We start from the raw sequence: 19,477 nt of genomic DNA, 5'->3' as shown, positions 1-19,477 counted from the left end.
TCCGTGAGCGTCGAAGAGTACGACTACATCGTCGTGGGATCCGGCACCGCCGGCAGCGTGCTGGCGGACCGGCTCTCCGAGGATCCGGACGTCTCCGTCCTGGTCCTGGAGGCGGGCGGCTCCCGCATCCCGCCCGAGGTGGACGACCCGTCCTCCTGGTACAAGCTCCTCGGCGGGCCGGTGGACTGGGGCTACACCAGCACCCCGCAGCCCGGACTCGACGGCCGCCGTACGTACGAACCGCGCGGCAAGGCCCCCGGCGGCAGCAGCAACCTCTACATCATGATGCACATCCGGGGCCACGCCTCGGACTTCGACAACTGGGCCTACCAGGGCGCCGCCGGCTGGTCCCACGAGGACGTGCTGCCCTACTTCGCCCTGCTGGAGGGCCAGGAGGACGCCACCGCCGCCACCACGGGCACCCGCGGCCCGCAGCGGATCACCAACGCCGGGCGGCACGACCCCAACCCGGTCTCCCGCGCCTTCATCGACGCCGCCGTCGAGCTGGGCCACCAGGAGATCGACGACTTCAACACCGACGGCCCCCGGCGCGGTCTCTTCGGCACCGGCTGGCACCACATCGACGTGGCCGACGGCCGCCGCCAGGGCGTCCTCGCCGCCTACCTGGAGCCGGCGCTGCGGCGCCCCAACCTGACCCTGCGCACCAACGCGCAGAGCACCCGGCTGCTGTTCGACGGGGACACCTGCACGGGCGTCGAGTACGTCCAGCTGAAGGCTCCCGCCACGCTTTCGGACAGCGACGTTCCGGGCCGGACCGTCCGGGACGGCCACAGCAGCGTCGCGGCGCCCGGGACGCACACCGTACGGGCCCGCCGCGAGGTGATCGTGGCGGCCGGGGCGATCGAGTCCCCGAAGCTGCTGCTGCTCTCCGGCATCGGCCACCCCGAGCAGCTGCGCGAGCACGGCATCGAGGTCACCGCGGCCCTGCCCGGGGTCGGCGAGAACTTCCACAACCACGTCCTGACCGGGCTGATGGCCGAGGTCACCCAGGAGCTCCCGCCGCCGGCGCAGAACCTGTCGGAGAGCGCTCTATTCCTGTCCTCGCAGCCCGGGCTGCCCGCCCCCGACCTGCAGATCGCCTTCGTCCACGTGCCGTTCGACGTGATCGTCGGCCAGGACCACCCCAATACGGTGTCGATCCTGCCCGGTGTCGTACGGCCCGTATCGCGCGGCTGGATCAAGCTGGCGAGCGCCGATCCGCTGGCCCACCCGCTGATCAACCCGAACTACCTGGGTGACCGGTGGGACCTGGAACGGATGGTGCAGGGCGTCAAGATCGCCCGGGAGATCTTCGCGACCTCCGCCTTCTCCCCCTGGTACAAGCAGGAGCTCCAGCCCGGCCCGGGCTACGTGAGCGACGACGACCTGCGGACCTTCGTGAAGCAGAAGTCGGAGAGCTACCACCACCAGGCCGGCTCCTGCCGCATGGGCATCGACGACCTCTCCGTCGTCGACCCCGAGCTGCGGGTGCACGGCGTACGGAACCTGCGCGTGGTCGACGCGAGCGTGATGCCCGCGGTCCCGTCCGGCAACTGCCACACCGCCATCGCGATGATCGCCGAGCGCGCGGCGGACTTCCTGAAGGGAGCCTCCCGTGTCTGACGCGGTGCTGCGCGAGGGCGCGCTGTCCGGGACCCGGATCGCGGTCCTGGTCGAGAGCGACTACTACGAGCCGGAGATCTTCTACTACCAGCGCCGCTTCGCCGAGGAGGGCGCCGAGGTCGACTTCCTGACCCGGCTGTGGGGCAACGACTCCATCACCTTCACCGGGCACGAGTACCGGGCGCCCTTCACGGCCACGCAGTCCCTGGAGGGACTGGGCGACGCGGAGCTGCGCCGGTACGCGGCGATCATCGTGCCCTCCGGCATGGTGGCCGACCGGCTGCGCTACACCGAGGACGTGGACGTCCTCGCCCCGGCGACCGAGCTGCTGCGCCGGGCCTTCGAGGAGCCGACGGTCCTCAAGGGGATCATCTGCCACGGCATGTGGCTGGCCTCCTCGATCCCGGACAAGATCCGCGGCCGCAAGGTGGTCTGCCACAACAACCTCATCGGTGACGTCCGGAACATGGGCGGGGAGTACGTCGACGAGGACGTGGTGGTCGACGGGGACCTGGTCACCGGCCGCACCGGAGCCCACCACCACCTGTTCGCCCGCCGGATCATCGAGCTGATCGCGGCCGGCCGGGGCCGGGGAGCCGGCTGATGGCGGCCGGGCTGCGGTGGTCCCACGTAGGACTGAACTGCACGGACCAGAAGACCACCGAGGAGTTCTACACCCGGTACTTCGGCTTCACCCGGGCCCGGGTGGTCGACCTCGGGGAGACGCAGATCGTGTTCCTGCGCCAGGGGGACGCGTACCTGGAGCTCTTCGCGGCCGGCGAGACCGGCCCGGCCCGCCCGGCGAACGACGACGGCCCGCAGGCCCCCGGCCGGATGCGCCACCTGGCCTTCCAGACCGACAGCGTGGACGCGTTCCTGGCCGAGCTGGGCGACGCGGCGGAAGTGACCCTGGGACCACTGGACTTCGACGACTTCATCTGCGGCTGGCGGACCGTGTGGGTCCGCGATCCCGACGGGGTCATCGTCGAGGTCAGTCAGGGATACGAGGACGACGGCTCTCACGACAAGGACGGTGCGTGACCCATGGCTGACGCCGTGACCTTCTCCTTCTCCGACACGATCGCGGGATACGTCACCCGCTTCGACTCCGGGGCCCGGCTGCTGAGGCTGAAGACCTCCGACGGACGCGAGTTCGACGTCTCCCTCGCCGGTGACCCCAGCGCCGAGCTGGTCCGCAACCTGGACGAGCCCTACATCGACGCCTCCGGGCACATCGACGAGATGCTCTCGCCCGGACGGTTCCTCTTCGTCTACGGGGTCCACTACCCGGAGCACGGCGGACGCTTCGACGCCAAGCGCCTGGTCTTCCTGGGCCGCGGGGCCGAGGACTACCGCTTCGAGGAGCCCAGCTGGTGGATCAAGCAGATCGAATCCCTGGCCGACTTCTACAAGCGGGCGCAGTTCGGCGACGGACCGGTGGACTTCACCGGGTACCGCACCGAGATCCGGCTCGGCGGTGACAAGACCGCCAGCCACGTCCAGGAGACCGACACGATCTCCCGCCTGGTCTACGGCATGGCCTCGGCCTACCTGCTGACCGGCAAGGACGAGTACCTGGAGGTCGCCGAGCGCGGCACCGAGTACCTGCGCAAGCACATGCGGGTCGTGGACAGCGAGGAGGACGTGGTCTTCTGGTACCACGGCATCAGCGTCGACGGGGACAGCGAGCGCAAGCTCTTCACCTCGGAGTTCTCCGACGACTACGACGCGATCCCGATGTACGAGCAGATCTACGCGCTGGCCGGCCCCATCCAGACGTACCGGGTCACCGGTGACATTCGGATCAAGAACGATGCGGACGCCACCATCAGGCTGTTCGACAAGTTCTTCTTCGACCCGGAGCAGGGCGGCTACTACTCGCACATCGACCCGATCCTCTTCAGCGCCGACCACGAGTCCCTCGGCGAGAACGCCGAGCGCAAGAACTGGAACTCGGTCGGCGACCACGCGCCCGCCTACCTGATCAACCTGTACCTGGCGACCGGCGACCAGAAGTACGCCGACTTCCTCGAATACACCTTCGACACCATCGCGGACAAGTTCCCGGACTACAAGAACAGCCCCTTCGTCCAGGAGCGCTTCTTCCGCGACTGGTCGCACGACACCGCGCACAGCTGGCAGCAGAACCGCGCGGTGGTCGGACACAACCTGAAGATCGCCTGGAACCTGATGCGGATGAACTCGCTGAAGGCCAAGCCGGAGTACGAGCAGCTCGCCAAGAAGATCGGCGAGATCATGCCGGCGGTCGGCAGCGACGTGCAGCGCGGTGGCTGGTACGACGTCGTCGAGCGGATCAAGGACGGCGACCAGGAGGCGTACCGGTTCGCCTGGCACGACCGCAAGGCCTGGTGGCAGCAGGAGCAGGCGATCCTCGCCTACCTCATCCTGAACGGCACGGTCGGCGGCGACGCGAACCTGCGCGAGGCCCGGCAGGCCCAGGCCTTCTACAACACCTTCTTCCTCGACCACGACGAGGGAGCCGTCTACTTCAACGTGCTCGCCAGCGGTACGCCGTACCTGCTCGGCACCGAGCGGCTCAAGGGCAGCCACTCGATGTCCATGTACCACTCGGCGGAGCTCTGCTACCTCTCCGCCGTCTACAACAACCTGCTCATCAACGGCCGGGAGATGGACTTCCACTTCCAGCCCGACCCGACGAACCTGCCCGACCGCGTCCTGCGCGTCTCGCCCGACCTGCTTCCCGCCGGTTCGGTGCGGATCGCGTCCGTGGAGATCGACGAGAAGCCGTACACCGACTTCGACGCCGATGCCCTCACCGTACGGCTGCCCGACGTGCAGAGCCGCGTGAAGGTCAAGGTCCGGCTGCGTCCAGTGGCCAAGAAGTAGCGCTCAACGGGGGGCGCCCCAACCAGAGGGGAATGCAATGACTCTCAACGTCAAGGAACGCCGGAACAAGACGGGCACCGTGCTCGTCGCCACCGGCGAGATCAACAGCGAGACATCCGGATCGCTGCTCCAGGCACTGCTGCCGCTGGTCCGCGAGGGCAAGCCGCTGAAGATCGACCTCACGGCGGTCTCCTACGTCTCCAGCGCGGGCCTGCGCACCCTGCTCGTGGTCTACCGCGAGGCGCAGCACGCCGGCGTCGCGGTCACCCTCTACGGGGTGAGCGAGGAAGTCCGGTTCGTCATGTCGGCCACCGGGTTCCTCGACTTCTTCGAGACCGGCGAGGCCGTCGCCGCGGCGGCCAAGGCCAAGGCCAAGGCCAAGGCCGCGCGATGACCGAGACCCGGTCCGAGCAGGTGCTGCGCGTCGACGCGTACCCGACCCACGAGGTGGGCGGGTACCGCGTCCGCGCCGGCAAACCGTTCCCCTTCGGGGCCAACGTGGTCCCCGGCGGGGTCAGCTTCTCCGTCTTCTCCGACCAGGCCACCTCCATGACCCTGGTCATCTTCAAGCGCGGAGAACCCGAGCCGATGGCCGAACTGGAGTTCCCCGAGGAATTCCGCACCGGCAGCGTCTTCGCCATGACCGTCTTCGGCCTCGACCACGAGAACATCGAGTACGGGTACCGGGCCGACGGCCCCTACGACCCGGTCACCGGCCACCGCTTCGACGCCCGGCAGGTGCTCTCCGACCCGTACGCCCGGCTGATCGCCGGCCGGGACGTGTGGGGCGTGGAGCCGGACCGCAGCCGCGGCTACCAGTACCGCTCCCGCGTCTGCCTCCAGGACTTCGACTGGGGCGACGACACCCCGCTGGGCATCCCCGCCGAGGACCTCGTCGTGTACGAGACCCACGTGCGCGGCTTCACCCGGCACCCGTCCTCGCAGGTCACCGCACCCGGCACCTTCGCGGGGCTGCGCGAGAAGATCCCGTACCTGAAGGAACTCGGGATCAACTGCATCGAGCTGCTCCCGGTGTTCGAGTTCGACGAGAGCGACAACCCGCGCACCAACCCGGAGACGGGCGAGCAGCTCTTCGACTACTGGGGCTACAACACCGTCTCGTTCTTCGCGCCCAAGGCCGGCTACGCGGCCACCGGACGCTACGGCATGCAGGGCGACGAGTTCCGCACCCTGATCAAGGACCTGCACGCGGCCGGCATCGAGGTCATCCTCGACGTCGTCTTCAACCACACCGCCGAGGGCAACGAGCAGGGCCCGACGATCTCCTTCAAGGGGCTCGACAACGCCACGTACTACATGCTCACGCCCGAGGGGTACTACTTCAACTTCAGCGGCACCGGCAACACCGTCAACTGCAACCACCCCGTCGTGCGCAACTACGTGCTCGACTGCCTGCGCCACTGGGTCGCCGACTACCACATCGACGGCTTCCGCTTCGACCTGGCGGCCATCCTCGGCCGGGCCCTGGACGGCACCCCGCTGCCCAACCCGCCGCTGCTGGAACTGCTCGCCTACGACCCGGTCCTGCGGCACACCAAGCTCATCGCCGAGGCCTGGGACGCCGGCGGCCTCTACGAGGTCGGCAACTTCCCGGCGTACGGCCGCTGGGCCGAGTGGAACGGCAAGTACCGCGACACCGTGCGCAGCTTCCTCAAGGGCGACCCCGGCGTCACCGGCGAGCTGGCCACCCGGATCGCCGGCTCGCCCGACCTGTACTCCAGCCGCGGCACCTCCGCCTCGGTCAACTTCCTCACCGCCCACGACGGTTTCACCCTGGCCGACCTCGTCTCGTACAACGACAAGCACAACGAGGCCAACGGCGAGGGCAACAACGACGGCGGCAACGACAACGCCAGCTGGAACTGCGGGGCCGAGGGGCCGACCGACGACCCCGAGATCAACCGGCTGCGGACGCGCCAGATGAAGAACGCCCTGGCCATCCTCTTCACCAGCCAGGGCATCCCGATGCTGCTGGCCGGGGACGAGGTCGCGCGCACCCAGCAGGGCAACAACAACACCTACTGCCAGGACAACGAGCTCTCCTGGTTCGACTGGGACCAGGTCGACGACAACGCCGAACTGCTCCGGTTCACGCGGGAGATGATCGAGTTCCGCAAGCACCACCGCGAACTGCGCTCCACCGCCCACCCCACCGGCCGGGTCCGCGAGAACCTGGGCCTGCCGGACATCAGCTGGCACGGGGAGCGGGCCTGGCAGCCCGACTGGTCGGCCGAGAGCCGGCTGCTGGCGGTGGCCCGCTGCGGTACCGGTGACGACGACGTGGTGTACGTGGCCATGAACGCGCACTGGGAGTCGCACGACCTGGAACTGCCCGCCCTGCCGGGAGGCCGGAGCTGGCACCTGTTCGCCGACACCGGGGCCGAAGCACCGTACGACATCCGCACCCCCGGGGCCGAGCAGGAGCTGGACAACGCCGGGAAGTACCTGATCGGCCCGCGCTCGGTCGTGATCCTGGTGGGCCGCACGAACGATCGCGACGACCTCGACACGCCCTGACCGAAGGAGACCTGACATGCCGCTTTCCGTGTCCCTGAGCATCGAGGGCGACACCACCGTGATCGAACTGACGGGCGAGCTGGACGCCAAGACCGCGCCGGACTTCCACCGGACCATCGAGAAGGCCGCCGGCCACGGCACCCAGACCGTCGAGATCAGGATGGCCGGCGTCGGCTACATGGCCAGCGCCGGACTGCGCTCCCTGGTCTTCGCCCAGCAGAAGGTCGCGAACGACGTCACCATCAAGGTGGTCGGTGCCATCGAGCCCGTGTCCCGGACCATCCGGACCGCCGGGCTCGACCGGAGCATCGTTCTCTCCGATGAGTGACCACCGTGACTGACATGGTCGAACTGGCGAGGACGTCCCGCGTACTGGAAGTGCCCGCAACGGTGGGGGCACTGGGCGAAATCGCCACGTTCATCCTGCGGCTGGCCGGAACGGCGCACCTGGACAAGGGTGCCACCTACCGGCTCCGGCTGGCCGTGGACGAACTGGCCACGAACGTCGTGATGCACGGGTACCGGGGCGGCGACGGACGGATCACCGTCCGCGGCCGCTCCGGCCCGGGCGGGGTGCAGATCGTCATCGAGGACACCGCACCCCCCTTCGACCCCGTCGAAGGCCGCCTGCCGCCCGCCCCCGGGGTCCCCCCGGAGGAGCGGCGGATCGGCGGCCTCGGCATCCACCTGGCGCTGACCAGCGTGGACGAGTTCGGCTACGCGCACAGGGACGGCCGCAACATCAGCACCCTGACTGTGAAGGCTGAGGGGACGGACCGATGCCCTCCACGACCGTGATCATCCTCGACGTGTACCCGCCACCGCCGCCCGAGCTGCTCGACGCTCTGCGGACGATGGACGCGGCACTCGTCACCCGCTCCCTGACGGAGCTGCGCGAAGGCGCGCTGGAACTGCTGCCCGTCGCGGACGTCCTGCTCGCCCCGGCCGAGTCCGACGGGGAGGCGGTACGGATGGCCGTACGCCGGCTCCGCCGCTGGGCCGGGGCCCCCATCGTGGTCGTCTGGACCGTGACGGAGTTCGCCGCCCTGGAGGAGCACGTCCGGATCGGGCACGACTACCTCGTACCGCCCTTCCTGCCCGCCCTCGTCGGGGCCCGGCTGCACAGCTGCTCGGAGCGCGCCGGACTCGGCCGCACCCTGCGGGAGGCCGACGCCCGCGCCGAACTCATGGGCTACGAGAAGGAACTGGAGATCGGCCGGGAGATCCAGGCGGGCTTCCTGCCCGAATCGATGCCCGTCCCCGACGGCTGGGAGATCGACGTGCGGTTCCGTCCCGCCCGGCAGGTCGCCGGAGACTTCTACGACGTCTTCGAGATCTCCCGAGGCCGCCGGCTCGCCTTCGTCGTCGCCGACGTCTGCGACAAGGGGGTCGGAGCCGCGCTGTTCATGGCGCTCATCCGCTCCCTGCTGCGGCACACCGCCCAGAACAGCGGCCTGCAGCACCTGGTCGCCGCCGGACGCGCCGGCGGCAGCCGGCGGATCCCGGTCGTCGGCGCCACCCCGCTGCTCAACGCGGTCACCGCCACCAACGGCTACCTCACCCGCAACCACCTGCGGCAGGGCTACTTCGCCACCCTCTTCTTCGGGGTGCTCGACCCGCTCACCGGCAGCCTCGTCTACATCAACGGCGGCCACAACCCGCCCCTGCTGCTGCCCGCCGACGGCAGCCCGCCCGTCGCCCTCCACATCACCGGACCGGCCGTCGGCATCCTGCCCGACTGCGTCTACACCCTCGGCTACGCCCAGCTCGACCCGGGCGACACCCTGTTCGCCTTCACCGACGGGGTCCCCGAGGCCCGCTGCCCGAACGGCAGCTTCCTCGGCGACGACCGGATGCTGGAACTGCTCGCCGGCCCACCGGTCAGCGGCAAGGACGTGGTCGACCGGATGGACCTGGCGGTGCGCGAGCACACCGGCACCGCCGAACAGCACGACGACGTCACCATGCTGGCCCTGCACCGGCCACGCGCGGCGCGGGGGCCGCGCGCGGACGGTGCCGGCACCCGGGTGGTGGCCTAGATGACCCGCACCATCGTCGTGCACTCGCACCGCGGTGGGACGGGCAAGTCCTCGGTACTGGCGAACCTCGCGCTGCTCCTCGCGGCCGAGGGACGCCGGGTGGGGGTGGTCGACACCGATATCCAGTCACCCACCCTGGACCTGCTGTTCCGCCTGGGGCCCGGAGCCTCCCTGACCGACTACCTGCTCGGCCGCTGCGAGATCGAGACCACCGCCCAGGAGACGGGCGTACCCGGGCTGTACGTCGTACCGGCCCGGACCGGGACGGCCGCCCTGCGCGAGATCATGGCCGGGGGCTACGACGTGGGGCTGCTGCCGGAGGGCTTCGACCGGCTGGCCGCGCACCACGCCCTCGACGTGCTGCTGCTCGACACCCACGCCGGGCTCAACAACGAGTCGGTGACCGCCATGGCGAGCGCCGACGTACTGATGATCATGGCGCGGGCCGACCGGATCGACCTCTCCGGGGTCGAGGAGACCATCGCCCTCGCCGGGCGCCTGACCTGCCGGCGGACCCTGGTACTGAGCATGGCCCCCGAGGGCATCGACCGCGAAGCGGCCCGTCGGCGCTCCGAGGCGGTCTACGGGGCGCCACTGGCCGGAATCCTTCCCTACTCGCCGGAAATGGCTGCTCTGTACGGGGAGCGCATATTTGCCGAAGCTCACCCCGACCACCCCCTGGTCGGTGAATTCCGCACCATCATCTCGGCGTTGGACGCACGTGACGAAGTATCGCGGGCCTGACGTCGTCCCCCTTACGCCCCCTGCGGGTGGCGTGTTGAATCGGCAGCGAATCCAGAACAAGGAGAGAATCATGAAGATTCTCGTCGTCATGACGGCCAAAGCCACACTGCATCTGCTCGACGGTGAACAGCACCCCTCGGGATTCTGGGCCGAGGAATTCGTCGTGCCCTTCACGCTCTTCAAAGCAGCCGGCCACGACGTGGACGTGGCGACGATCGGAGGCCGGGCGCCGACGGTCGACCAGACGAGCATCGACCCCCAGTTCCTCCAGTGGGTCCGCCCCCAGGGTTCGCCGGACGAGGACACGGCCAACGCCGCCGAATACGTCCGGGTCATCGAGAACACCCCCCAGCTGAGAGCCCCCATCGCACTGGAGACCCTCACCGAGAAGGACATCACGGACTACGACGGGGTGTACGTCAGCGGCGGTCACGGCGCCATCGGCGACCTCCCCAAGTCCGACGAGCTCGCCCAGATCCTGCGCTGGGTCATCGCGCAGGACAAACCGCTCGCCACCGTCTGCCACGGCCACACCTCGCTGCTCGCCCTGCGCGACGGCGAAGGCCGCTGGCCCTTCGAGGGCTACCGGATGACCGCCTTCTCGCACAGCGAGGAACTGGTCACCAACATGGCCGGCCGGCTCCCGCTGATCCTGGAGGTGGAACTCACCCGGCTCGGCGCCCGCTACGAGAAGGCCGAAGCCATCTGGGACTCGCACGTGGTCGTCGACCGCAAGCTGACGACCGGCCAGAACCCCTACTCCTCCAAGGCCCTCGCCGAGACCTTCTTACGGCAGCTCGCGAAGGGCTAGTACCGCCCCCCGCACCCGAAACCGGAAGGCAGCCATGACCAAGCGTGAGCTGAGCGGCCAGCCCCTCGCCAACCCCGGGAAACTGTTCATCGGCGGCGCCTGGGTCCCGGCCCAGGACGGCCGTACCGAACCGGACATCAGCCCCGTGGACGGGCAGGAGATCGTACCGGTGGCCCAGGCCGCCGCCGCCGACGCGGACGCGGCCGTCGCCGCCGCCCGCACGGCGTACGAGGAAGGCCCCTGGAGCAGACTGTCCGCCCAGGAGCGCGCGCTGCGGCTGAACCGGGTCGGTGAGCTCATCGAGCGCGACCTGGAGGAGATCGCCCTGCTGGAGACCGTGGACATGGGCAAGCCGTTCGCGTTCTCCAGCACGGTCGACGCCCCCATGGCCGCCCAGCTCATGCACTACTACGCCGGGGCCGTGACCCGCGTCGACGGCTCCTCGCGCGCCCCGGCCGGCGGCCAGCTCGCCTACACCCTGCGCGAACCGCTGGGCGTGGTCTGCGCCATCACCCCGTTCAACTTCCCGCTGCTGCTGTCGATGACGAAGATCGCACCGGCCCTCGCGGCGGGCAACACGGTGGTCCACAAGCCCTCCCCGGCCACCCCGCTGACCGCCCTGAAGATCGCCGAGCTCTTCCAGGAGGCGGAGATCCCCGACGGGGTGCTGAACGTCATCACCGGTCCGGGCGTGGAACTGGGGGAGACCCTCACCGGCCACCCCGACATCGACAAGATCGCCTTCACCGGGTCCACATCGGTCGGTCAGACGATCATCCGCAAGGCGGCCGGCACCCTCAAGAAGGTGACGATGGAGCTCGGCGGCAAGTCCGCCAACATCGTCTTCGCCGACGCCGACCTCGACGCCGCCGAGGAACTCGCCTTCTTCGGCATCTACTACAACAAGGGCGAGATCTGCACCGCCGGCTCCCGGCTGCTGCTGCAGCGCCCCATCCACGACGAGATGGTCGAACGCCTGGTCCGCCGGGCCGCCGAACTCAAGCCCGGGGACCCGCGCGACCCGGCCACCCTCTTCGGACCGCTGGCCCACCGCGGACAGTTCGACAAGGTCAGCTCGTACATCGAGGTCGGCGAGAAGGAAGGCGCGATCCTGCGCACCGGCGGCAGCGGCTGGACCCCCGAGGGCGCCTCCAGTCAGGGCCTGTACTTCCTGCCGACCATCTTCACCGGCGTCGACAACGGCATGCGGATCGCCCAGGAGGAGATCTTCGGCCCGGTTCTGTCGATCATCCCCTTCGACACCGAGGAGGACGCCGTGCGCATCGCCAACGACAGTGCGTACGGCCTCGCCGCCGGCGTCCACACCAAGGACCTGCGGCGCGCCCACCGGGTCGCCTCGCAGATCAAGGCCGGCACGGTCTGGGTCAATTGCTACAACCAGTACGACCCCGCCGTGCCCTACGGCGGCTACAAGGCCTCCGGCTACGGCCGCGAGTGCGGCCCCGAGTCGCTGGAGAGCTACACCCAGACCAAGTCGGTCTGGATCGGCATGGACTGAGAGCGCGACCGAGTCCGCGACGGGGACCGGGACCGCGACCGGGACCGCGAACGAGACCGCGAACGAGACCCACGAACGAGAACCCATTCCCGAGGAGCGGCAATGCGGACAGGCATCATCGGCACCGGGCGGATCGGCTCGACCCTGGCCAGGATCCTCGTGGCGGCAGGCCACCAGGTCGTCCTCGCCAACGCCCGGGGCCCGCAGACCCTCGGCCCGCTCGTGGCCGAGCTGGGACGGGCGGCCTCGGCGGCGCACCCCGCCGAGGCCGCCGACCGGGCCGAACTCCTGGTGCTGATGGTGCCCTTCGAACGCGTCCGCGGGCTGCTCCCGCCCTACGCCGTGCAGGACAAGGTGCTGGTGGACGCCACGAACGCGTTCGGCGGCCCCGGCACCCCCGCCGACCTCGGCGGGCGCGGCTCCAGCGACCTGGTCGCCGAGTGGTACCCCGACGCCCAGGTCGTCAAATCCCTGAACACCATGCATTTCGAAACCCTCGCCGTCGCCGGAACCGCCCCCGGAGAACGCCTGGCGCATTTCACCGCGGGCGACGACGTGAAAGCGAAGGAAATCGTCGCGGGAATCATCACGGATCTGGGATTCGCACCCGTGGACACCGGCCCGTTGCACTCCGGAGGAATTCTCCAACAGCCCGGCGGGCCCCTTTTCAACCGGCCGCTCACGGAAGCGCAGGCGCTGGCATGGATATCACACTGAGTGTGAACGGAAGACCCGAGCAGTTCTCGGCGCCGCCGAACGAACTGCTCGTGGAACGGCTCCGCGACGGCCTCGGGCTGACCGGCACCAAGGTCGGCTGCGACACCGGCCAGTGCGGCACCTGCGTCGTCCGCCTCGACGGCAGGTCCGTCAAGAGCTGCCTGGTCCTGACCGTCTCCGCCGCCGGCGGCGAGGTGGCCACCATCGAGGGCGAGACCACCCGCGGCGGTGAACTGTCCGGCCTCCAGGAGGCACTGCGCCAGGAGCACGGCACCCAGTGCGGCTTCTGCACCCCCGGCATGGTCATGGCCCTCGGCGAACTCGTCGACTCCACCGCCGGCGGCGAGGCCCCCACCGAACCCGAGATCCGCGAGTGGCTCACCGGCAACCTCTGCCGCTGCACCGGCTACCACAGCGTCGTACGGGGCGTGCAGCGCGCCTGCGCGGCCGCCCGCGCCGAGGCGCCCTCCGGTGTTTCCGAGCCCGCCGCCGTCGCCGCGTCCACCGCTGCCGGACAGGAGGTGTGAGGGACATGACCGCAGTGACGGGGGAGGCCCCGGCCACGGGGAACGGCGTCCTCGGACAGCCGCTGGACAGCCGCGAGGATCCGCAGCTGCTGCGCGGCGAGGCCACGTACGTGGCGGACATCGACCTGCCGGGCACCGCCCACATGGCCATCCTGGGCAGCCCGGTGGCGCACGCGAAGATCCTCTCCATCGAGACCAAGGCCGCCGAGCAGCTGCCCGGCGTGCTCAAGGTGGCCACCGCCGCCGACTTCACCGACGTCATGCCGCTGCCCTGCATCTGGATCCCCGGCGGCGTCGAGAGCCACTTCCCGCCCCACCCCTACGGACTTCCCGGCGCCCGCCCGGTCCTCACCGGCGACACCGTGCGGCACGTGGGCGACCCCATCGCCGTGGTCGTCGCCGAGACCCCGCGCCAGGCCACCGCGGCACTCGCCGCCATCGCCGTCGAGTACGAGCCGCTGCCCGTGGTCACCCGCGCCGACGAGGCGCTCGCCGAGGGCGCGCCGCAGCTGCACGAGGCCGTCCCGGGCAACCTGAACGCGTACTGGACCTGCGGCGACAAGGACCGCACCGACGCGGCCATCGCCGAGGCCGAGGTCACCGTCGAGCTCGACCTGGTCAACCAGCGCACCATCAACAGCCCCATCGAGCCCCGCGGCGCGGTCGGCGACTACAACACCGCCACCGGCGAGTACACGCTCTACGCCACCACGCAGGGCCCGCACAACCACCGCTTCCTGCTCTCGGCGCTGGTCCTCGGCATCCCCTTCAACAAGCTCCGGGTAATCGCCCCGACCGTCGGCGGCAGCTTCGGCACCAAGGGGTACCTGTACCCCGACATGCCGTTGGTCCTGCTGCTCTCCAGGGCGCTCGGCCGGCCCGTGAAGTGGGTGGACACCCGCACCGGACTGATGAACTCCACCGTCCAGGGCCGCGACCACCGCCAGCACGTCACCCTCGCCGGCACCCGCGACGGCCGGATCACCGCCGTGCGCTGCACCAGCTACGCCAACCTCGGCGCGTACCCCTCCACCATCGGCCCCGGTGTCGCCACCGCCCTGATGGGCCGCTCCATCAGCGGCATGTACGACATCGACGCCGCCTTCTGCGAGGTCTACGCCGCCTTCACCAACACCGTCTCGCTCGGCGCCCAGCGCGGCAGCGGACGCGCCGAGGCCGCCTTCCTCATGGAGCGCCTCGTCGACCGGTACGCCTCCGAGATCGGCATGGACCCGGCGGCCGTCCGCCGCAAGAACCTGGTGCCGAAGGAGAAGTTCCCGTACGACAACGGCCTCGGCTGGACCTACGACTCCGGGAACTACCAGCTGAACTTCGACAAGGCCGTCGAGCTGTCGGGCTATGCCGACATGCCCGCCCGCAAGGCCGAGGCCCGCACCCGCGGCAAGCGGCTCGGCGTCGGCCTCGCCACCTACGTCGCGATCTGCGGGGTCGGCCCCTCCACCCGGATGTCCCAGGAGGGGATGCTCGGCGGCACCTGGGAGAGCGCGAACATCCGCGTCCACCCGACCGGCGAGGTCACCGTCATCGTCGGTTCCGCCTCCACCGGCCAGAGCCACGGCACGGTCTTCGCCCAGGTCGCCGCCGACGAGCTCGGCATCGACCCGGACACCGTCCAGGTCCTGGAGGGCGACACGCAGAAGGCCCCGTACGGGCAGGGCACCTACGGTTCCCGCTCCTACAGCATGGCCGCGCCCGCCGTCGCCCTCACCGCCCGCAAGATCAAGAGCAAGCTGATCCGGGCCGGCGCCGTCTTCCTGGGGGTCCCCGAGGACAAGGTCGTCTACGAGGGCGGCCGCGTCTACGAAGAGGGCAACGAGCAGAACACCAAGACCTTCGCCGAGCTGGCGATGTCCATGTGGTACGGCTGGGGGCTGCCCGCGGAGATCGAACCCGCCCTCGACGAGACCACCCACTTCGACCCGCCGGACTTCAACTACCCCTTCGGCACGCACGTGGCGGTCGTCGAGATCGACGAACTGACCGGCGAGACCGAGGTGGTGTCCTACACCGCCGTCGACGACGCCGGCCACATCGGCAACCCCAAGATCGTCCTCGGCCAGATCGAGGGCAGCATCACGCACGGCCTCGGCCAGGCCCTGATGGAGGCCGCCGTCTACGACGAACAGGGCCTGCTCATCAGCTCCGACCTGACCACGTACGCCCTGCCGCGCGCCGCCGACGTGCCGTTCTTCACGCTCGACAAGACCGTCACGCCCAGCCCGCACAACCCGCTCGGCGCCAAGGGCGCCGGCGAGATCGCCACCGTCCCGCCCGCCGCGGCCGTCGTCAACGCCGTCGTCGACGCCCTGTCCGACCTGGGCGTCCAGCACATCGACATGCCCCTCACCCCCGAGAAGGTCTGGCGCCGCCTGAGAGGGGAAGCCCAGTGATCCTCACCGAGTTCGACTACGTCCGGCCCGCCGGCCTCGACGAGGCGCTCACCCTGCTGTCCGGGACGCGCGGCGCCCGGATCCTGGCCGGAGGCCAGAGCCTGCTGCCCGACCTGCGCGCGGGATCCGACCGGGCCGCGCTCCTGGTCGACATCCGGCGGCTGGAGGAGCTGCGCGGCGTCACGCGCACTCCCGACGGCACCCGGCTGCGGATCGGGGCCCTCACCACGCTCGCCGAGCTCGCCGCCGATCCGCTGGTGCTCGCCGAGGCCCCGGAACTGGCCGCCGCGGCCCGCGCCAACGGCGACCCCCAGGTCCGCAACCTCGGCACCGTCGGCGGCAACCTCGCCGCCACCGGGCGGGCCACCGACCTGCCGGTCGCCGCCATGGCCGCCGACGCCGTGGTCGAACTGGCCGGCCCCGGCGGGCGGTCCACCCTGGCGGCCGAGGAGTTCGCCGCCGGCAGCGCGCCCGCCGGTACCGTCCTCACCGCCCTGGTGGTGCCGGCCGCCGGCCCGGCCGCCGCCTTCGAGAAGACCGCCGACCGCGCCACCCGCTACCCGGTGTGCGCCACAGCCGTACGGATCACCCCCGGCGGGCCGCGCATCGCCGTCACCGGGGCCACCTCCCGCGCACTGCGGCTGCGCGGGGTCGAGGACCGGCTGCGCGGGGGACCGTACGGCACGGAGACCGTGCTCGCGGCCTTCCGTGCCGAACCCAGGGAGCTCTTCGTCCCCGGGCGCGGCACCTCGGCCGAATACCTCGGTCATCTCGTGGGGGTCCTCACGGCCCGAGCCTTGCAGAGGGCCGAGCAGGCTCTCGACCGATAGCCCGAGACGGGCACACCACGGGGCCCGGCACGGGCCCCATCACGGGGGAGTTGAGTGACGCAGTGGCCGACACATCCGAGACGACCACGGGGGTAACCGTGCACCCAGCCGCCCACGCGGCCAGTGCGCCCAGAGGCTCCGGCTTCTGGGTGGTGGGAGCGGTCCTCGTCCTGCTGATGCTCTCCTCCTCCGTGCCCTCCGCCCTCTACGTGCTCTACCAGCAGCGGTGGGGGCTCTCCTCCGGCACGATCACGGTGGTCTTCGCCCTGTACGCGGTCACCGTGCTGGCCGGGCTCCTGCTGTTCGGCTCCCTCTCCGACACCCTGGGCCGGCGCCCGGTGCTGGGCGGCGCACTGATCCTGGCCATGGTCTCGATGGCCCTGTTCGCCGGGGCCCAGGGGCTCGGACTGCTGCTGGCCGCCCGCGCCGTCCAGGGGCTCGCCGTGGGCCTGGCCACCGGGGCGATGGGCGCGGCCCTGCTGGAACTCAGCCCCGCGTCCAGGCCCGCGCTCGGCGCCCAGGTCAACAGCGCCGGGCCCACCGTGGGCATCGGGCTCGGCGGGATCGGGGCCGGGCTCCTCGTCCAGTTCGCGCCCGCCCCGACCGTGCTGAGCTACCTGCTGCTGGTCGGGGCCTTCGCCGTGACCCTGGTGGGGGTGGTCCGGATGCGGGAGAGCGCACCGGGCGCCGGCGGCCGCTTCCGGGTGGTCCCGCACCGGATCCGCATACCGGCGGACGCCCGGGGCCGCTTCACCGTCCTCGTCCTGACCATCGTCGCGGTCTGGTCGGTGGGCGGCTTCTACCTCTCCCTCGGCCCGCACCTGGCGCTGTCGCTGCTGGAGTCCACCAACTACCTGGTCGGCGGGGCCACGGTCGCCCTGCTCGCGGGCGCCGCCACCGCCGCCCAGCTGATGCTCGGCCGCACGGAGGCGCTGCGCACCGCCGTGCTCGGCCTGTTCGGCCTCCTCGCCGGACTCGGCCTGGTGCTGGTCGCGCTGGGGATGCGCTCGGCCGCCGTGTTCCTCGTGGCCACGGCCGTCCTGGGCAGCGGCTGGGGCGCCGCGTTCCTCGGTTCCTTCCGCGCGCTGAGCACGCTCGCGCAGCCGGCGCACCGCGGTGAACTGACCGCCGCCGTATACGTTTTCGCGTACCTCGCGATGAGCGTTCCGGCGGTCCTCGCCGGGATGCTCACCAACATCCACGGGCTGCACCGCACCTCGGTCGGCTTCATGGCCGCGGTGGCCGGCGTGTGCGCGCTGGCCCTGCTGGCCACCCTGCGACTGGCCGCCCGTACCCGGGCCGAGGGGAGTGCGGCGTGAACGCGGCGGACATGAAGGGCCCGGAGCTGCGGTCGGCCCTGCGCGAGCTGGAGATCTTCGCCGGGATCACCGAGGAGCAGCTGGACTGGCTGGTCTCGGTGTCCGAGCCCCGGATCCTGGCCGACGGCGACGTCCTCTTCCGGGACGGCGAGGAGGCCACCGGCTTCCACGTCCTGCTCTCGGGCGGGCTGGTCGTCACCAAGGTCGTCGACGGCCGGGAGGAGGTGCTCACCCGCCACTCCACCGAGGAGGAGAGCGCCGCCGCCGAGGAGCACGACGGCAAGCCGTCCGCCGCCCACCGGTTCACCGGCGAACTGCCCCTGCTGACCGAGGGCTCCTACGTGGCCACCGCGGCCGCCAGCGGTCCCTCGACCACGGTGGTGGCCTACCCGAAGCCGGTCTTCTTCGAGATGCTGACCCGCTGCCACGGGGTGGCCGCCGTACTGATCCCCGTACTGGCGTGGCGCATCAAGTCCTCCGAGGTGCAAGCGCGCAAGCGGGCCACCGTGGAGGCGCTCGGCACCCTGGCCGCCGGGCTCGCCCACGAGCTGAACAACCCGGCGGCGGCCGTGGCCCGGGCCGCACAGGAACTGGCCCCCGCCCTGGACCGGCTCACCCGTACCGCCCAGGCCTGGGGCGCGGCCGCCTCGGGCGCGGAGCGCGCGCTCCTCGACCGGCTCGCCGACGAACTGGACAAGCTGCCGCCGCCGGTGACCACCGACCCGTTCGCCCAGGCCGACGCCGAGGAGGAGATCGCCGACTGGGCCGAGGAGGCGGGCACCGAACGGCCCGGCCTGCTCGGATCCGGGGTCGCGGACCTCGGACTGGAGCTGGGCTGGCTGCTGGAGCGGCTGGAGGGCGTGGGGGAGCCGGCCCTCGCCCCGGCCCTGGACCACCTGGCGGCGCTGCTGGAGATCCGCTCGCTCGCGGCGGAGCTCCGGGCCGCGGGTCCCAGGATCTCCCAGCTCGTCTCCGCCACCCGGGATTACGCCAACCTCGACCGGGCGCCCGAACAGCGCTTCCCGGTGACCGACGGACTGGAGAACACGCTGGTCGTCCTGCGTGCCAAGCTCGCCGGCATCAGCATCGTGCGTGAGTACGAGCCCGGCCTGCCCGAACTGACGGGCTATCCCAGTGAGTTGAATCAGGTGTGGACCAATCTGGTCGACAACGCGGCCGAGGCCATGGAGGGCGCCGGCGTACTGACGCTGCGCGCCCGCGCCGAAGGCGTCTGCATGGTCGTCGAGATCGCCGACACCGGCCGCGGCATCCCGGCCGAATCCCTGCCGCGGATCTTCGAACCCTTCTACACCACCAAGGACGTGGGCAAGGGCACCGGACTGGGGCTGCACCTCAGCTACCGCATCGTGACCCAGCGCCACCACGGGTCGATCACCGCCCGCTCGCGTCCCGGTGAGACCCGGATGGTCGTCCGGCTGCCCTTCGCCGGCAGCACCCAGTCCTGCGCCTCACCTGCGACAACACCCGAAACGGCACCCATCGTGGGCACCTCTCCCAGTTGAAACGGAGT

Annotated in this window: 17 protein-coding genes and 1 pseudogene; all 18 read left to right on the top strand. The window is 70.7% G+C overall.

Annotation, left to right across the window (positions count from 1 at the left end; all coding sequences use genetic code 11):
• Positions 1–3: 3 nt before the first annotated feature.
• The 18 genes and pseudogenes from ACZ4YL_RS13795 to ACZ4YL_RS13710 all read left to right on the top strand — a co-directional run bounded on the left by ACZ4YL_RS13795 (position 4) and on the right by ACZ4YL_RS13710 (position 19,469).
• Positions 4–1,623: a GMC family oxidoreductase gene (locus ACZ4YL_RS13795; protein WP_468116445.1), complete on the top strand. Its 1,620-nt coding sequence runs from the start codon at positions 4–6 to the stop codon at positions 1,621–1,623.
• The gene (locus ACZ4YL_RS13790; protein ID WP_390799874.1) at positions 1,616–2,227 is read left to right on the top strand and encodes a DJ-1/PfpI family protein; all 612 of its coding nucleotides are present in this window, start codon (positions 1,616–1,618) and stop codon (positions 2,225–2,227) included. The genes ACZ4YL_RS13795 and ACZ4YL_RS13790 overlap by 8 nt, the downstream gene beginning before the upstream one ends.
• The gene (locus tag ACZ4YL_RS13785; RefSeq protein ID WP_468116443.1) at positions 2,227–2,664 is read left to right on the top strand and encodes a VOC family protein; all 438 of its coding nucleotides are present in this window, start codon (positions 2,227–2,229) and stop codon (positions 2,662–2,664) included. The genes ACZ4YL_RS13790 and ACZ4YL_RS13785 overlap by 1 nt, the downstream gene beginning before the upstream one ends.
• A gap of 3 nt (positions 2,665–2,667) precedes the next feature.
• On the top strand, positions 2,668–4,491 hold the full coding sequence (locus tag ACZ4YL_RS13780) for an AGE family epimerase/isomerase (protein ID WP_468116441.1): 1,824 nt from the start codon (positions 2,668–2,670) through the stop codon (positions 4,489–4,491).
• Positions 4,492–4,528: 37 nt separating this feature from the next.
• The gene (locus ACZ4YL_RS13775) at positions 4,529–4,885 is read left to right on the top strand and encodes an STAS domain-containing protein (protein WP_468116439.1); all 357 of its coding nucleotides are present in this window, start codon (positions 4,529–4,531) and stop codon (positions 4,883–4,885) included.
• A complete protein-coding gene (glgX, locus tag ACZ4YL_RS13770; RefSeq protein ID WP_468116437.1) occupies positions 4,882–7,029 on the top strand; it encodes a glycogen debranching protein GlgX in 2,148 nt (715 codons plus the stop codon). The genes ACZ4YL_RS13775 and glgX overlap by 4 nt, the downstream gene beginning before the upstream one ends.
• 16 nt (positions 7,030–7,045) lie before the next feature.
• A complete protein-coding gene (locus ACZ4YL_RS13765) occupies positions 7,046–7,357 on the top strand; it encodes an STAS domain-containing protein (protein ID WP_030008825.1) in 312 nt (103 codons plus the stop codon).
• Positions 7,354–7,827, top strand: a complete 474-nt coding sequence (locus ACZ4YL_RS13760; RefSeq protein ID WP_468116436.1) for an ATP-binding protein — start codon at positions 7,354–7,356, stop codon at positions 7,825–7,827. Before ACZ4YL_RS13765 ends, ACZ4YL_RS13760 begins: the two co-directional genes overlap by 4 nt.
• Positions 7,809–9,068 (top strand): PP2C family protein-serine/threonine phosphatase, encoded by a 1,260-nt coding sequence (locus tag ACZ4YL_RS13755; protein ID WP_390799878.1) that lies wholly within the window; start codon positions 7,809–7,811, stop codon positions 9,066–9,068. Before ACZ4YL_RS13760 ends, ACZ4YL_RS13755 begins: the two co-directional genes overlap by 19 nt.
• Positions 9,069–9,812, top strand: coding sequence for a MinD/ParA family ATP-binding protein (locus ACZ4YL_RS13750; RefSeq protein WP_468116434.1), 744 nt, complete (start codon positions 9,069–9,071; stop codon positions 9,810–9,812). It begins immediately after the preceding gene.
• 70 nt (positions 9,813–9,882) lie between these two features.
• A complete protein-coding gene (locus ACZ4YL_RS13745) occupies positions 9,883–10,623 on the top strand; it encodes a type 1 glutamine amidotransferase domain-containing protein (RefSeq protein ID WP_468116432.1) in 741 nt (246 codons plus the stop codon).
• Between the two features lie 34 nt (positions 10,624–10,657).
• A complete protein-coding gene (locus ACZ4YL_RS13740; RefSeq protein ID WP_468116431.1) occupies positions 10,658–12,142 on the top strand; it encodes an aldehyde dehydrogenase family protein in 1,485 nt (494 codons plus the stop codon).
• 75 nt (positions 12,143–12,217) lie between these two features.
• Positions 12,218–12,859 (top strand): annotated as a pseudogene (locus tag ACZ4YL_RS13735) (NADPH-dependent F420 reductase); the annotation flags it as partial.
• 2 nt (positions 12,860–12,861) lie between these two features.
• A complete protein-coding gene (locus ACZ4YL_RS13730; protein ID WP_351157508.1) occupies positions 12,862–13,386 on the top strand; it encodes a (2Fe-2S)-binding protein in 525 nt (174 codons plus the stop codon).
• Positions 13,387–13,391: 5 nt separating this feature from the next.
• Positions 13,392–15,797 carry a xanthine dehydrogenase family protein molybdopterin-binding subunit gene (locus ACZ4YL_RS13725; RefSeq protein WP_468116430.1) on the top strand — a complete coding sequence of 802 codons (2,406 nt, stop codon included), beginning with the start codon at positions 13,392–13,394 and terminating at the stop codon, positions 15,795–15,797.
• Complete coding sequence (locus ACZ4YL_RS13720; protein WP_468116428.1) at positions 15,794–16,627, top strand: FAD binding domain-containing protein; 834 nt, start codon at positions 15,794–15,796, stop codon at positions 16,625–16,627. Before ACZ4YL_RS13725 ends, ACZ4YL_RS13720 begins: the two co-directional genes overlap by 4 nt.
• A 62-nt stretch (positions 16,628–16,689) precedes the next feature.
• Positions 16,690–17,946, top strand: coding sequence for an MFS transporter (locus tag ACZ4YL_RS13715; RefSeq protein WP_468116426.1), 1,257 nt, complete (start codon positions 16,690–16,692; stop codon positions 17,944–17,946).
• Positions 17,943–19,469: an ATP-binding protein gene (locus ACZ4YL_RS13710; protein WP_468116425.1), complete on the top strand. Its 1,527-nt coding sequence runs from the start codon at positions 17,943–17,945 to the stop codon at positions 19,467–19,469. Before ACZ4YL_RS13715 ends, ACZ4YL_RS13710 begins: the two co-directional genes overlap by 4 nt.
• Positions 19,470–19,477: the final 8 nt, after the last annotated feature.

It is taken from the genome of Streptomyces sp. NPDC030021 (assembly GCF_055574035.1).
This window is presented reverse-complemented; position numbering and strand designations above follow the sequence as displayed.

What these genes read in the sequence shown, in the direction of transcription:
- glgX (WP_468116437.1), top strand. Translation starts at nt 4,882, where the DNA reads ATGACCGAGACCCGGTCCGAGCAGGTGCTGCGCGTCGACGCGTACCCG.
- ACZ4YL_RS13765 (WP_030008825.1), top strand. Translation starts at nt 7,046, where the DNA reads ATGCCGCTTTCCGTGTCCCTGAGCATCGAGGGCGACACCACCGTGATC.
- ACZ4YL_RS13755 (WP_390799878.1), top strand. Translation starts at nt 7,809, where the DNA reads ATGCCCTCCACGACCGTGATCATCCTCGACGTGTACCCGCCACCGCCG.
- ACZ4YL_RS13775 (WP_468116439.1), top strand. Translation starts at nt 4,529, where the DNA reads ATGACTCTCAACGTCAAGGAACGCCGGAACAAGACGGGCACCGTGCTC.
- ACZ4YL_RS13740 (WP_468116431.1), top strand. Translation starts at nt 10,658, where the DNA reads ATGACCAAGCGTGAGCTGAGCGGCCAGCCCCTCGCCAACCCCGGGAAA.
- ACZ4YL_RS13750 (WP_468116434.1), top strand. Translation starts at nt 9,069, where the DNA reads ATGACCCGCACCATCGTCGTGCACTCGCACCGCGGTGGGACGGGCAAG.
- ACZ4YL_RS13780 (WP_468116441.1), top strand. Translation starts at nt 2,668, where the DNA reads ATGGCTGACGCCGTGACCTTCTCCTTCTCCGACACGATCGCGGGATAC.
- ACZ4YL_RS13785 (WP_468116443.1), top strand. Translation starts at nt 2,227, where the DNA reads ATGGCGGCCGGGCTGCGGTGGTCCCACGTAGGACTGAACTGCACGGAC.
- ACZ4YL_RS13745 (WP_468116432.1), top strand. Translation starts at nt 9,883, where the DNA reads ATGAAGATTCTCGTCGTCATGACGGCCAAAGCCACACTGCATCTGCTC.
- ACZ4YL_RS13725 (WP_468116430.1), top strand. Translation starts at nt 13,392, where the DNA reads ATGACCGCAGTGACGGGGGAGGCCCCGGCCACGGGGAACGGCGTCCTC.